Below are 14639 nucleotides of genomic sequence, written 5' to 3' on the forward strand. Positions count from 1 at the left end.
CCATACCACATCTAGTTGTGCGTTTTTGCTACACGTATTATAACATAAGTCTTTCTTAAACTTAATTTATTCAAATAGAACAATCTTCAATTTCTTTTTATAAAACAAATAAAAAAGCTTCGGACGAAGGAAGAAGCTTGTCCGAAGCTTTTCATTATTTACTGCTGTTCAAATGACTATGCTTACGTCCGTATAAGAAGTAAACCACTAGCCCTAGTACAAGCCAAATTACGAAACTAATCCATGTTAACTTTGGAAGCTGAAGTGCTAAGTATAAACAGAACACAAAAGCTAAAATTGGAATCACCGGCACGAACGGTACGCGGAAACCAGTCGATTCTGAAGTTTGTTTTGATTTACGCAAATATAAAATTCCAATTGATACGGTCATGAAAGCAAAAAGAGTACCGATGTTTGTTAATTCTGCTAATCTTCCTAATGGTACTAAACCAGAGAAGATGGATACTAGTAAACATGTAATCCACGTATTTACTACTGGCGTTTGTTTTTTCTCACTGATTTTTGAAAAAGGCTTTGGCAATAGACCATCTCGACTGATCGCATAAAATAAACGAGTTTGTCCATACATCATAACGAGTAGTACCGTTGTGATACCAACAATTGCGCCTAATGAAATAAATCCTGCTACCCAGTCTTGGTTAATGTAGCTTAAAGCAAATGCTACAGGGTTTTTAACATTTAATTCTGTATAAGGTACGATTCCTGTTAAGATAAGCGATACGACGATATAAAGGACTGTACAAATCGCAAGAGATGCGATAATTCCAATTGGCATATCCCGCTGAGGCTTGCGTACTTCCTCGGCCGCTGTTGCTACAGCATCAAACCCAATGTAGGCGAAGAATACAGTTGCTGCTCCTGTCGCTACTCCCGAGAAACCAAACGGCATAAACGGCGTCCAGTTTTCTGGTTTAACATAGCTAACTCCTACCCCGATAAACAGAAGTACAACAGCCAGTTTAATAATAACCATGATAGCATTAAAACGTGAAGATTTTTTTACTCCTTGCGTTAAAAGTAATGTGATTAAAAATACGATCATAATTGCTGGAATATCAATATACGTGCCGTTTGCAGGATTATATGCACTCGTTAAAGCTTTTGGAAAATGTATGCCAAACCCTGCTAATAATCCTTGGAAATACCCGGACCATCCGCTGGCTACAGCAGAAGAAGCAAGACCGTATTCCAAGATAAGATCCCACCCTAAAATCCAAGCGATTAATTCACCAAATGTTGCATAACTGTAAGTGTATGCACTTCCTGAAACGGGAACTGTTGAGGCAAACTCTGCATAACAAAGAGCTGCAAACACACACGCAAGTCCTGACATAATGAAAGATATAACTAAAGCTGGACCGGCATGTTCAGCGGCGGCTACGCCCGTTAATACAAAAATTCCGGTTCCGATAATAGCTCCAATTCCTAACATTGTTAAATCGAAAGCGCCTAAATCCTTTTTTAATTTAACACCTTTAGAGTTGGTTTCACTAATTAACGTTTGAATTGATTTTTTACGAAATAAGCTCATAGTAAACCCCCAAGAAATACTTATCTGATATAACTAAATTTTCTGAAAATTAATGCATTATTTTCTTTAGATTTACTATACACTGCGGATTCGACAAAAAGCAATATATTTTTTTATTTTTATAAGAATTTTCTTAAAATAGTAAAAATAAAAAAACTAGGAAGAACTTCTTCCTAGTTACTCATCGTCCCCTAATATAAAATCAGGATCCAAATCTTCAAATTCATCGTCATCTACGTCTAAATCAAATTCGTCTTCATCATCGCAGCCTTTCGGATTTACTGCAACACAAACCTTGGTTTCGCCAATCACTTCCGCCAACAATTCTCTCTCTACTTGAACAATCGTTTTATTGCCATTTGGTGAAATTGTGCACTCTAGGCAATTTGGCTGCTGGAGCACGCGAACAATTACTTCGTAATCGTCTCCAATCGAATCTTCGTCTTTATAGCGCAGCTTAATATTATCTTTGTATGATACGGTTTCCGTCCAAACTTCGGTTTTTGTATTATTATTGTACGAATACCAGATGTTAATATCATATCTGCCGTCAACTTCTACATTGCTGCCGCTTTTCTTTGCTTTGTACTCATGGTTAATCACCCAGCACCCTAAGATGCTTGTTGGTCGATTTTTCGGTGCAAGCGTATGAGACGATTGTGTAAACTTGCGACCTTTACCTACGACTGCTTTTGTAATAATTTCTCTATAGTGTTGTGACATGTGAGCATACCCTCCTCAAACTATCTTCATTTCATCCTATGCAGGCTCATTCACTTGTTTGCACATTATTTTTAAGAAACTAGGTTTAAGGCATAAAAAACCTATGTTCCATTGTATGCAAGGATATAGAAAAACGTGACAATTATTAGAGAGAAAATCTGCCCAATTTTCATGCCACGGGATGCACAAAAAAATGCCTCAGCAAATTGCTGAGGCATTTTTTTTATGAGCAGCTAGATCCAGGGCTGTTTCGCACCTGTGAACCTGTTTCACCGCGCAGTAAATCACCATCTGTTGACACAATAATTTCATCCGTTACTGTGTTTGAAATAGTGTTAGCAACAAGTTGAAGCAAATCATTCACGTTTATTTGAGACTCTTGAAACTGCTGAATAATCGGCAGTTCATCCAGCTCTTCCTGTAAACGATCGATTTTTGCCTCCACTTGTTTTAACGCTTCTGTTTTACCGTAATGTTGGAAATTAACAGCTTGTTTTTGCAAACTTTTAATACTTGCAATGGTTTCACGCACTTTTTGATTTTCGTTAAGCTGAGCTTCGGCACGCTTGAAGAAATCTACTTCTTCTGTTTCAGCAATCATTTTTGCCAGCTCTTGAGCACGTTTAATTACGTCACTCTTGTTATACTGCGCCATATTACTTCACCTCTGCTGTTTCTTCTACCATTTCCCCGTTTAATGTCCATGTTTTGGCTTTTGTAACTTTTACTTTTACAAGTTGCCCAATTACTGACTTAGGTGCTTTGAAGTTTACAAGCTTACTTTTTTCCGTGTAGCCTGCTAATACTTCCGGATTATTTTTACTTTCACCTTCTACTAATACTTCGACAACTTTACCTTCATATTCCTTCAATTTCTTTGCAGAAATTTCATTTACAAGAGCATTTAAGCGTTGAAGACGCTCTTTTTTCACTTCCATTGGTACGTTGTCTTGCATCTTAGCAGCTGGCGTACCTTCACGAGGTGAATAAATAAATGTATAAGCACTATCGAATTCAACCTCACGGTATAGCGACATTGTTTCTTCAAACTGCTCATCTGTTTCATTTGGGAAACCAACAATAATATCAGTTGTTAATGATGCTGTTGGAATGGCTTCTTTAATTTTACGAACAAGCTCTAAATAATGTTCACGAGAATATTTTCGTGCCATAATTTTTAAGATATCACTGCTTCCTGATTGAACAGGCAAATGAATGTGGTCGACAAGATTTCCGCCTTTAGCAAGAACTTCAATTAAACGGTCATCAAAGTCGCGAGGATGACTTGTTGTAAAACGGATACGAGCAACGTCAATTTTACGGATTTCGTCCATTAAGTCGCCTAGGCCGTACGTTATGTCTTCAAAATCTTTTCCATATGCATTAACATTTTGACCTAAAAGCGTAATTTCTTTGTAGCCTTGAGCAGCTAAATGACGTACTTCTTGGATAATGTCTTCTGGACGGCGGCTTCGTTCTTTTCCTCGCGTATACGGAACGATACAGTACGTACAGAACTTGTCACAGCCGTACATGATGTTAACCCATGCTTTGACGCTGCCTTTACGTGCTCTTGGAAGGTTTTCAATAACGTCCCCTTCTTTAGACCATACTTCAATCACCATTTCTTTTGCTAAGTATGCTTCGTTTAAAATGTGAGGCAAACGGTGAATGTTGTGTGTACCAAAAATCATATCCACGTGCTGATGTTTTTGTAAAATTTTATTTACAACTGACTCTTCTTGAGACATACATCCGCAGACGCCGATTAATAGCTCAGGGCGCTCGCGCTTTAAGGCCTTCAAGTGTCCTAATTCACCAAACACTTTATTTTCCGCATTTTCACGGATTGCACACGTATTCAATAAAATAACATGAGCATCTTCAACAGAGTCAGTTGGCTCGTAGCCAAGGCCTAGAAAAATACCAGCCATTACTTCTGTATCGTGCTCATTCATTTGACAGCCGTACGTACGGATATAAAATTTACGTCCCTGTCCCATTCCATGAAACTGTTCATCGATTGCAAAATCATTGTGATAGGAAACTTCTTCTTTTCCTCGTTTTTTCGCATCTTTTAAAGAAGGTGGCATGTATACTGTTTGAAAATATTTACTGTAATCCTTTTCGGATTTTTTGTCCGCTGGATTAACTTGGTTGCTTTCTAAACGTTGTTTTTCGTTCATAAAAAAATCTCCTTTCGCCATGACAATTGTCACGTTGCACCTGTAAATCGCAAAAAAATGTGACAGCCTTATGCTTATGCATAAAACTCATCACATTAACATAGTATATAACTTTCAAGTAGCGAACACAATCATATACCTATTTTCTATACCTGTTTCGTTAAAATTTCTTTCGTCTTTCGAAACATTTATTAAATAACAAAAAGAGATTGATACATAACTAAATTAATCTATTTTAGAGACGAACAAATGGGATAAAAGAGCTCATAGAAACTCGCTTATTACACCGCTGTTGATTTCTGTGCAAAACTTCGCTTTCGGCGAGCGGCCGATGAGCCTTCTCCTAGCTCTCCAATTAACAGCTAGAAGCCACTCCCTACATGAAACCTACGTTCGCTATCACTATGAAAAAATCCGAACGAGTTGGATTCTCCATCAAGAATCTCAGTTCACCGTTCGGATTTCCCCTCTACTAAACTGCTTTTATTGCAGCCTCTTTTACATAAATTCAGCTACTAGCTCATCAAATTTTTCCTCAGTCATACCTAAGTCTGTTTTTGACAGCGGCTCTTCACTATAACCATGAACAAGCTGCTGATACGACGGCTGATGCGCATTTTGATAAATAAGCCCTGTTACTAAGCCGTTATGCTCCATTAACGTCTGCATAGCTTGCATACGATTGTTTGCATCATAACCTTCAATTGTGCTAAGACTAGTTAGGTTTTCTTTAAACCAATCATACGTGTTCACTTTGTTATACGTTACGCACGGGCTAAATACGTTAATTAAGGAAAAACCTTTATGCTGGATGCCTTGTTCAATTAAGCTTGTTAACTCTTTTAAATTCGTTGAAAAGCTTTGCGCCACAAACGTTGCTCCAGAAGTTAACGCAAGCTCCATGACAGATAAAGACGACTCGATTGATCCTTCAGGCGTACTTTTTGTCTTGAATCCTACTTCACTGCGAGGAGATGTTTGTCCTTTTGTTAAACCATAGATTTGGTTATCCATTACGATATACGTTACATCGATGTTTCGGCGAATCGCATGTACCGTGTGTCCCATACCTATAGCAAACCCATCTCCATCACCGCCAGATGCGATAACGGTTAAGTCACGATTAGCCATTTTTACACCTTGAGCGATTGGAAGCGCACGTCCGTGAATACCATGAAAACCATATGAATTAATATAACCAGAGATACGTCCAGAACATCCAATACCTGAAATAACAGCAAGCTCATGAGGTTCTAAACCTACGTTAGCAGATGCGCGTTGAATGGCTGCCTGTACGGAGAAATCTCCACACCCCGGACACCAGTTAGGTTTTACACTGTTACGAAAATCTTTAAACGTTGCCATTTAACACAAACATCTCCTTACTTTTTGCGTATACTTCTTGCGGAAGAAATGGATTTCCATCATACTTCAATACGCTTTGAATTTTATCATGACTTGCAATATTCATTTTTAAAATATTAGCAAGCTGTCCAGTAGCATTGTTTTCAACGACGACTACTTTTTTAGCTCCTTGCACGTAAGGAAGCAGTTCGTCAGCTGGGAACGGATGAATCAAACGAATGTGAGCGTGATTTACTTTTATACCGTCCTGTTCCAAACGTCCCATTGCCTCTTCAATAACTCCACGCGTCGAATTAAATCCAACAAATAAAATATCAGACTCTTTTTCATGAGAGTGAACATGAATTGGCGTATTAAAACGAATTCCTTTTGTTTTACGAAGACGCTTATTCATTTGATCATCGCGGTTCACCGGAGATTCAGATGGCTTTCCTGTCTCATCATGTTCTACTCCCGTCACGTGATGAATGCCATGCTTCATTCCTGGAATGACGCGTGGTGATACGCCGTCTTTTGTTACGCGGTAGCGCTTGTAGTATTGTTTTTCTTCCAGCTCTTCTAGCTCTCCTTGCTGAAGCTTACCGCGGCGGATTTCAACGCGATTATAGTCAAGCGGTTCTACTGATTGCTTCCCAAGTGAAAGCTGTAAATCCGTTAGCATAATAACTGGGCACTGATATTCTTCTGCTAAGTTAAACGCTTCAATCGTATCGTAGAATGCTTCTTCAACCGTACTTGGCGCCATGACGATCTTCGGAATTTCACCGTGCGTACCGTAAATCATGGCCATTAAATCAGACTGTTCTTGCTTAGTTGGAAGACCTGTACTTGGCCCGCCGCGCTGAGTATCTATAATCACAACAGGCTGCTCAGTGATTCCTGCTAATCCAATCGACTCCATCATTAAGGATAAACCTGGTCCAGCTGATGCTGTCAGCGCACGTACGCCTGCATAGTTAGCTCCGATAGCCATCGTACATGCTGCGATTTCATCTTCTGTTTGAATAACGGTTCCACCAAATTGAGGAAGCTTTTTAATTAAGTATTCCATGATTTCTGAAGCAGGAGTAATTGGATATGCTGGCATAAAACGAGCCCCACCGGCTAAAGCACCCAGCGCAATCGCATCGTTTCCAATCATAAACATACGTTTTTTACCATCCGCTGGATCTAGTTTCATTGTTTCTAATTGTTCGCCTAGCTGTTCACGAATGTAATCTGCACCTTTTTTAATAGCTTCCATGTTTTTTTGTACAACTTTTTGGCCCTTTTTACCGAAGATTTCAAGTACTACTTCTTCAAATACTTCTGTGTCAATATGAAGCACAGCACTTGAAGCGCCTACAGCAACCATGTTTTTCATTAGCGACGTTCCTAATTCCGTTGCAATTTCCGTAAACGGAACAGCATATAGCGTAGCAGTTGTACATGTTTCGGGCAGACTTGGGTTGAATTTCGCATCTGCAATTACAACGCCTCCTGCGCGCAGCTCATGGACGTTTACATCGATTGTTTCCTGATCGAACGCAACTAAAATATCCAAATCATCTGACACAGATCGAACTTGAGTTGTACTCACTCGAATCTTATTATTTGTATGTCCACCTTTGATACGAGAAGAAAAATGACGATAGCCGTATAAGTAATAACCTAATCGATTTAAAGCGGTTGAAAAAATTTCTCCCGTACTTTCGATTCCCTCACCCTGCTGTCCGCCAACTTTCCATGAAAGTTGCTGTACCATAAATCAACGCCACTCCTTTAATTGCTTATAATATAGAAATCTATTTTATTGATAAAAACTGAAAAAAGTAAATTAGCAAACGATTTCATTTGCTTCTGCATTTCACCAACCAAAATCATCTGCAAAACTCCCACAGCACCTTGTGGCTGTGCAGGATACGTTTCTGCTTGAGCAGCTCCATAATCCGTTTTCAATTTTATTCCGATTGCCAGAAAAATGCAACCCTTTTCATTGAATTCTCAATCGTTTTAATTATATTTATATTTAATGAATAAGATGAAGTTTTTTAATGATCTTTTCTGTCTTTACATGAGGCATTAGTATATAAATAACTTCTATAAAAAAGAGCTTTTCCAAGAAGAAAAAGCTCTTTTTTTATTAGCTGCATACACGATCAGCAAAGTTTTGAAACAGAAAACGTTTTACCTGCTCCTCAGTGTAATGCTTAAGGAGTTCTTCGATTAAATTCGTATACTGTTCATATCTTCCGAGACGATGAACCGTTTTGTCAATGCCGTCAAAGTCAGAGCCAAAACCAACGGAGCATTCGCCTCCTCTTTCACACATGTAATCAAGATGACGGATCACATCCGCTATTTGCGCTTTGGCAGAACTCGTTAAAAATTCAGGCACAAACGTAATGCCAATCACGCCGTTTCGCTTTATTAAAGCATGAATTTGATCGTCTCTTAAATTCCGCGGATGAGAACACAATACGTGTGAATTGGAATGAGTAGCCACTACATATTGTGCTAGCTCAATCACATCCCAAAAACCTCTTACCGATAAATGAGATACATCCGTCCACACTTTATGTTCATTATTCAATTCAACAACTTCTCTTCCAAAAGAAGATAACCCCGCGCCTCGAGGTTCTAAAATACCGTCACACACGGCATTGCTATAATTCCATGTCAAACCTACTGAGCGTACACCCAGTGAAAACAGTGTCTTTAAGCGAACTAAACTGGTATCAATGGCATCGCAGCCTTCAAGCGTCAGCATTGCTCCTATTTCACCTTTTTTCAAGCTATCTATATCGCGTTTTGAACGAATCCATTTCACACCGGGAAGCGATAAAATATGACTTTGAAACAGCTGGATCATTTCTAACGCAACATCAAAGCGCTGAGCTGCCGGAACCGCTTCTGGAATATAAAGAGCGAATAGCTGAACTTTCCCGTTTGCTTTTTTTATTCCTTCTAACGTCACATGCATCGCTGAATCATATGTAAAAGATAAACGTTTATTTAACCAGAGCTTCATCAATACATCACAATGAGCATCAAATATCACAACCCACACCCCTTTAATTCTATACAAAAAGGACCTGTTTGGCTTCTATGCTTTACAGGTCCGTGGTTTTTATAATTATCGCGGCTCTACAATTAATTTAATGGCTGTTCGCTCTTCTCCATCAATTTGAATATCTGTAAAAGCTGGGATGCAGATTAAATCAACCCCACTTGGTGCAACGAACCCTCTTGCGATTGCTACAGCTTTTACTGCTTGATTAAGCGCCCCGGCCCCAATGGCTTGAATTTCTGCTGCGCCGCGTTCGCGCAGCACGCCTGCTAAGGCACCAGCAACTGAATTTGGATTAGACTTTGCTGAAACTTTTAATATTTCCATATCTAGCTCCTCCTTATTCTTTACAATGTATGATGAGAGATCATTAGACCAATGACTTAATTGATTTCAATGTTACTATATTCACGATATGTCAAACGTATTCCTGCTTGTTTTTCCTAAATATTCAAAAACTTATATTTCTACACCTTTCTTTTTTCTTTTTACGTTTTTGACAAAATAAAAAAGCCAACGTATCGTCTTTCGACACATTGACTTTTTCCCTTTATTCAAAAAACGGATGGTCTTCGTTAATTAAAATTCGCTCTGTTTTTGTTGCTTTCCCCGTCTTTTGATCAATATCAATAACGATTCCACTAAGCTGCGTTCTTCCTTCTTTTGGCACTTCAAATCGAACAGGAAGAGACGTTAAAAAACGCTTAATAACAGCTTCGCGCTCCATCCCTAAAATGCCGTCATATGGTCCCGTCATCCCTACGTCAGAGATGTAGGCTGTTCCTTTTGGCAATATACGATTGTCAGCTGTTTGAACATGCGTATGAGTGCCGACAACAGCGCTGACACGCCCGTCCACATACCAGCTAATCGCTTGCTTTTCACTTGTTGTTTCAGCATGAAAATCAATAAAAATGAGCGGAGTGCGCTGACGTGCTTCCTCAATCAGGTCATCTGCTTTTTGAAATGGACAATCAAGCGGAGCCATAAACGTGCGCCCTTGTAAATTAATCACGGCTACCTCAAGCTGATTGTACGTAAAATACGTAATTCCCTTGCCAGGTGTACCTTCAGGAAAATTAGCTGGACGAACAAGATTTTTTGCATCGTCAATAAAATCAAAAATTTCACGTTTGTCCCACGCGTGGTTACCAAGGGTAATAATATTAGCCCCTGCTTGCAAGAACTGACGATAAATCTTTTCAGTAATGCCTTTTCCTGAAGCTGCATTTTCTCCATTCACAATTGTAAGTCCCGGAGAGTATTTTCTTTTTAATCTTGGTAAATATTCTTCAACCATTTCACGGCCTGGAGAACCAACTACGTCTCCGATAAATAAAATTCTCATGTAAAAGCTCCTATACTTCATTCTTAATCTGCATCTTCATCTCTACGAAAAAAAATAAAGTGGCGAAACGCCACTTCATTTTTATTTTGCATACTCTACTGCTCTTGTTTCACGAATAACGGTTACTTTGATGTGGCCAGGATAATCCAGCTCATCTTCAATTCGTTTTCGGATATCTCGAGCAAGTCGATGCGCTTCTAGATCACCAATCGTATCTGGTTTCACCATAATACGAACTTCACGCCCTGCTTGAATCGCAAATGATTTTTCAACGCCTTCATAAGACTCTGAAATTTCTTCTAACTTTTCAAGACGACGAATATAGTTTTCTAACGTCTCACTGCGAGCACCTGGTCTTGCAGCAGATAATGCATCCGCTGCTGCAACTAGTACAGCAATGATTGATGTTGGTTCTGTATCTCCATGGTGAGAAGCAATCGCGTTAATAACAACCGGATGTTCTTTATACTTTGTAGCTAATTCAACACCGATTTCTACGTGACTTCCTTCTACCTCATGGTCAATTGCTTTACCAATATCATGTAACAATCCTGCTCGTTTGGCTAACGTTTCATCTTCACCTAATTCAGCAGCCATAAGTCCTGATAAATACGCTACTTCCATTGAATGTTTCAGCACATTTTGACCATAGCTTGTTCTGAATTTTAAGCGACCAAGAATTTTCATCAAGTCTGGGTGCAACCCGTGAACACCGACTTCAAACGTCGTTTGTTCACCAACTTCACGAATATATTCGTCCACTTCACGGCGAGATTTTTCAACCATTTCTTCAATACGCGCGGGATGGATACGACCATCTTGAACGAGTTTATCAAGTGCAATTCTTGCTGTCTCACGACGAATTGGGTCAAATCCTGATAAAATAACTGCTTCTGGCGTATCATCAATAATAAGATCAATTCCTGTCAAAGTTTCAAGCGTACGGATGTTTCGACCTTCTCGACCGATAATTCGGCCTTTCATTTCGTCATTTGGCAAGTTAACAACTGAGACAGTCGTTTCAGCAACATGATCTGCTGCGCAACGCTGAATAGCAAGTGAAAGAATTTCTTTCGCCTTTTTATCGGCGTCTTCTTTTGCACGGTTTTCTGTTTCTTTTACCATTATTGCAATATCGTGGGAAAGTTCATTTTCAACACGATCTAAAATAATCGCTCTTGCATCTTCTCTTGTTAAGCTTGAAATGCGCTCTAGCTCTGTTTGCTGTGCACGTACTACTTCTTCAACTTTGCTTTCCATCTCTTCAATATGCTGTTGTTTAACAGTAAGAGAATCATCTTTCTTTTCAAGTAACGCTTCACGTTTATCAAGTGATTCGTCTTTACGATCAAGATTTTCCTCTTTTTGCATTAATCGATTTTCTTGTTTTTGAAGTTCTGCTCGACGATCACGAATATCTTGTTCTGCCTCTGTACGAAGCTGATGGATTTCATCCTTCGCTTCTAGTAAAGCTTCTTTTTTCAAAGCTTCCGCCTCGCGGGTTCCTTCATCGATAATTTGTTCTGCACTAGACTTTGCTCCCGCAATTTTAGCTTCAGCAATCGATTTACAAACAAAAAAGCCAACAACTGCACCGACGATTAGGCCAAGCAAAGCGAAGATGATTGTATTAGTATCCATCATTTCACCTCCCCTTGCTATAAACTTGTAAGTTTTAAATTTCATGTCGGCATGTACATCGTATTCACCTTTCAATATACACACAAAGGCTTTTAAACGCTAAAATGTTTTAAAAAGGGAAAATATACATCTTAATTGTAAATCTGTGCATTTTTATTGTCAAGCCTGCCTCTACAGTATATATTGAAATTTCGTATGTTACTTTTCTATCATTAACAATTTTTACAAAAAAAAGACCCCTTCTTTGAAATAGAGGAGTCTTTTTTTATCTCGCAGCAAATTAAATATTTAAATCGCCTTGATCGTCATCCTCAGGAGCTGGCTCTCCATCTTGGTCTAAACCATGATGTTCACGCACTTGTCCCGCAATTTCCTGACGAATATCAGTATTTTCTTTTAAGAATTGTTTTGCATTTTCACGACCTTGACCTAGACGCTCGTCATTATATGAATACCAAGATCCACTTTTTTGAACAATATCTAGTTCAGAAGCGATATCCAAAATTTCACCCTCTTTTGAAATACCTTCTCCGTACATAATATCTACTTCAGCAGCACGGAAAGGCGGAGCTACTTTGTTTTTCACAACTTTAATTCTTGTTTTGTTACCTACAATATCGTTTCCTTGCTTTAACTGCTCTGCACGACGCACTTCTAGACGCACTGAAGAATAGAATTTAAGCGCACGTCCACCAGGAGTTGTTTCAGGATTACCAAACATAACGCCGACTTTTTCACGAATTTGGTTAATAAAGATAGCGATTGTTTTAGACTTGTTGATAGCTCCAGATAGTTTACGCAATGCTTGAGACATTAAACGAGCTTGTAGACCCACGTGAGAGTCTCCCATTTCTCCTTCAATTTCCGCTTTTGGCACTAATGCTGCTACTGAGTCAACAACGATAATATCTACTGCACCGCTTCGAACTAAAGCTTCAGCGATTTCTAAAGCTTGTTCTCCCGTATCAGGCTGAGATAATAATAGCTCATCAATATTCACACCTAATTTTTGAGCATATACAGGATCTAACGCGTGCTCCGCATCGATAAATGCAGCCTGTCCGCCCTGCTGTTGAACTTCTGCAATCGCATGAAGAGCAACTGTTGTTTTACCTGAGCTTTCTGGACCATATACTTCAACTACGCGTCCACGTGGATATCCACCTACACCTAAAGCTATATCTAACGCTAATGAACCACTTGGAATTGTAGAAATTCTTTTTTCCGTTTGTTCACCTAATTTCATAATTGAACCTTTACCAAATTGCTTTTCAATTTGTTTTAAAGCCATATCAAGGGCTGCTTGACGATCGTTCACTCAATTTCCTCCTCTATCTCTTTGAAATCATCTATAAACTGCAAACTTACTACGATGTAGTAGCAATGTCGAATTAACAACTTTCTATAACTTACTATACTAGTTTTTGAGTCGTTTGACAAGCAAAAAGCGAATAAATGTTCGTTTATTATTTTATAAAAAAAAGGCTGTTTTGGAAAAACCAAACAGCCTTTTTTCTTTATTTCTTTATCATCTTTAATACGTAATGACAGCCATAATTAACCGTTCGTGAACGAATCCCCTGGCGGCTTCCAGATAGCTGCAGGCTGTAAACTTGAGGAGCTTGATCTTTATAGGCTACCCCTATATATACTGTTCCTACAGGATGTCCTTCTTGTTTGGAAGGTCCAGCTACACCTGTAAACCCGATGCCAATATCCGTTTTGTATAACTGTTGAATACGCTGAGCCATTTCAGCCGCGCACTGCTCGCTAACGGCTCCGTACTGATTCAGCGTGTGTTCGCTCACTCCGAGGATATTTTGCTTGATTTCATAATGATAGGCGACCAGGCTGCCTTTTACAGCTTCTCCAGCACCTGAAACAGTTGTTAAACGTTCGCTGAATAAACCGCCGGTTAAACTTTCGGCTGAAGCAATCGTCAAGCCTTGCGCCGTTAATTCTTTTACCAATTCATTATGTAAAGAAGTTGCTTCGTATCCATATAAATACTCGCCTACGCGCTCTGAAATGGTTTTTTCCACTTCGTCTAACATGCGCTGTGCTTCAGCGGCATCAGCGTGCTTAGCAGTTAAGCGAAGCGTCACTTCTCCATCTCCTGCTAGCGGCGCAATCGTCGGGTTGGTTTGCGCATCAAGCAAATCTTCAATTTCCGTCTCAAGCTGTGATTCTCCTATTCCGAAAAAGCGAAGAACGCGTGATTCAATACTTTCTTTTAATTCAAGCTTTTGAGCTAAAAATTCTTGACCATACGATTCATACATTGGATAAAGCTCTTTTGGAGGCCCGGGGAATAGCATATAGTGTTTTCCCTCTACCGTAAGCCCCATACCTGGAGCCATTCCGTAATCGTTAGGAAGCACTGCCGAACCTTCTAGCACAATTGCCTGTTTTTTATTGTTAGGTGTCATGATACGATTTGACTGTTTGAAATAGGCTTCAATGCTTTCAAGTGCTTCTGCATTTGTTGTCAGCTCTACTCCTAGCACACTCGCAATTGTTTCTTTTGTTAAATCATCTTTTGTAGGACCAAGCCCGCCTGTGAAAATAATTAACTCCGCACGCGTTTGAGCTGTAGCAATCACTTCTTTTAAGCGCTGTGCATTATCTCCTACTACCGTATGATAGTAAACATTAATTCCAAGTTCGGCTAATTTTTTCGATAAATACTGAGCGTTTGTATTGGCAATTTGTCCAAGCAGCAGCTCAGAGCCGACTCCAATAATTTCAGCGTTCATCATATCATCTCCATCTTAC

13 protein-coding genes are annotated in these 14639 nt (G+C 39.3%); all 13 read right to left on the minus strand.

Annotated elements, in window-relative coordinates:
- Positions 1-154: 154 nt before the first annotated feature.
- Entirely contained in the window at positions 155-1552 is a 1398-nt protein-coding gene (bcaP, locus tag ACFX4W_RS04090; protein ID WP_013084740.1) for a branched-chain amino acid transporter BcaP, read from the minus strand.
- Positions 1553-1729: 177 nt separating this feature from the next.
- On the minus strand, positions 1730-2275 hold the full coding sequence (locus tag ACFX4W_RS04095; RefSeq protein ID WP_013058796.1) for an outer spore coat protein CotE: 546 nt from the start codon (positions 2273-2275) through the stop codon (positions 1730-1732).
- Positions 2276-2498: 223 nt separating this feature from the next.
- Positions 2499-2930 (minus strand): YlbF/YmcA family competence regulator, encoded by a 432-nt coding sequence (locus tag ACFX4W_RS04100; RefSeq protein ID WP_013058797.1) that lies wholly within the window; start codon positions 2928-2930, stop codon positions 2499-2501.
- A gap of 1 nt (position 2931) precedes the next feature.
- The gene (gene miaB, locus ACFX4W_RS04105) at positions 2932-4461 is read right to left on the minus strand and encodes a tRNA (N6-isopentenyl adenosine(37)-C2)-methylthiotransferase MiaB (protein WP_013084741.1); all 1530 of its coding nucleotides are present in this window, start codon (positions 4459-4461) and stop codon (positions 2932-2934) included.
- Between the two features lie 498 nt (positions 4462-4959).
- A complete protein-coding gene (locus ACFX4W_RS04110) occupies positions 4960-5826 on the minus strand; it encodes a 2-oxoacid:ferredoxin oxidoreductase subunit beta (protein WP_377559242.1) in 867 nt (288 codons plus the stop codon).
- Positions 5813-7570: a 2-oxoacid:acceptor oxidoreductase subunit alpha gene (locus ACFX4W_RS04115; protein WP_237074174.1), complete on the minus strand. Its 1758-nt coding sequence runs from the start codon at positions 7568-7570 to the stop codon at positions 5813-5815. The genes ACFX4W_RS04110 and ACFX4W_RS04115 overlap by 14 nt, the downstream gene beginning before the upstream one ends.
- Before the next feature lie 17 nt (positions 7571-7587).
- The gene (locus ACFX4W_RS04120; protein WP_157842229.1) at positions 7588-7764 is read right to left on the minus strand and encodes a hypothetical protein; all 177 of its coding nucleotides are present in this window, start codon (positions 7762-7764) and stop codon (positions 7588-7590) included.
- A gap of 184 nt (positions 7765-7948) precedes the next feature.
- Positions 7949-8866, minus strand: coding sequence for a dipeptidase (locus ACFX4W_RS04125; RefSeq protein WP_377559243.1), 918 nt, complete (start codon positions 8864-8866; stop codon positions 7949-7951).
- A 75-nt stretch (positions 8867-8941) separates the two neighbouring features.
- Positions 8942-9202, minus strand: a complete 261-nt coding sequence (spoVS, locus tag ACFX4W_RS04130; protein ID WP_003181955.1) for a stage V sporulation protein SpoVS — start codon at positions 9200-9202, stop codon at positions 8942-8944.
- A gap of 223 nt (positions 9203-9425) precedes the next feature.
- Positions 9426-10223 carry a TIGR00282 family metallophosphoesterase gene (locus ACFX4W_RS04135; RefSeq protein ID WP_043976551.1) on the minus strand — a complete coding sequence of 266 codons (798 nt, stop codon included), beginning with the start codon at positions 10221-10223 and terminating at the stop codon, positions 9426-9428.
- Between the two features lie 81 nt (positions 10224-10304).
- Positions 10305-11864: a ribonuclease Y gene (gene rny / locus ACFX4W_RS04140; protein WP_043976549.1), complete on the minus strand. Its 1560-nt coding sequence runs from the start codon at positions 11862-11864 to the stop codon at positions 10305-10307.
- A 280-nt stretch (positions 11865-12144) separates the two neighbouring features.
- Positions 12145-13182 (minus strand): recombinase RecA, encoded by a 1038-nt coding sequence (recA, locus tag ACFX4W_RS04145; RefSeq protein ID WP_013058804.1) that lies wholly within the window; start codon positions 13180-13182, stop codon positions 12145-12147.
- A gap of 199 nt (positions 13183-13381) precedes the next feature.
- Complete coding sequence (locus tag ACFX4W_RS04150) at positions 13382-14623, minus strand: competence/damage-inducible protein A (protein ID WP_043976547.1); 1242 nt, start codon at positions 14621-14623, stop codon at positions 13382-13384.
- Between the last annotated feature and the right edge of the window lie 16 nt (positions 14624-14639).

Source organism: Priestia sp. YIM B13489 (assembly GCF_042787645.1).
Lineage (GTDB): Bacteria > Bacillota > Bacilli > Bacillales > Bacillaceae_H > Priestia > Priestia megaterium.

Bases quoted from the DNA above. Each gene is read 5' to 3' on its own strand.
- bcaP (WP_013084740.1), bottom strand. From the start codon at position 1,552: ATGAGCTTATTTCGTAAAAAATCAATTCAAACGTTAATTAGTGAAACC.
- ACFX4W_RS04095 (WP_013058796.1), bottom strand. From the start codon at position 2,275: ATGTCACAACACTATAGAGAAATTATTACAAAAGCAGTCGTAGGTAAA.
- ACFX4W_RS04100 (WP_013058797.1), bottom strand. From the start codon at position 2,930: ATGGCGCAGTATAACAAGAGTGACGTAATTAAACGTGCTCAAGAGCTG.
- miaB (WP_013084741.1), bottom strand. From the start codon at position 4,461: ATGAACGAAAAACAACGTTTAGAAAGCAACCAAGTTAATCCAGCGGAC.
- ACFX4W_RS04110 (WP_377559242.1), bottom strand. From the start codon at position 5,826: ATGGCAACGTTTAAAGATTTTCGTAACAGTGTAAAACCTAACTGGTGT.
- ACFX4W_RS04115 (WP_237074174.1), bottom strand. From the start codon at position 7,570: ATGGTACAGCAACTTTCATGGAAAGTTGGCGGACAGCAGGGTGAGGGA.
- spoVS (WP_003181955.1), bottom strand. From the start codon at position 9,202: ATGGAAATATTAAAAGTTTCAGCAAAGTCTAATCCAAATTCAGTTGCT.
- ACFX4W_RS04135 (WP_043976551.1), bottom strand. From the start codon at position 10,223: ATGAGAATTTTATTTATCGGAGACGTAGTTGGTTCTCCAGGCCGTGAA.
- rny (WP_043976549.1), bottom strand. From the start codon at position 11,864: ATGGATACTAATACAATCATCTTCGCTTTGCTTGGCCTAATCGTCGGT.
- ACFX4W_RS04150 (WP_043976547.1), bottom strand. From the start codon at position 14,623: ATGATGAACGCTGAAATTATTGGAGTCGGCTCTGAGCTGCTGCTTGGA.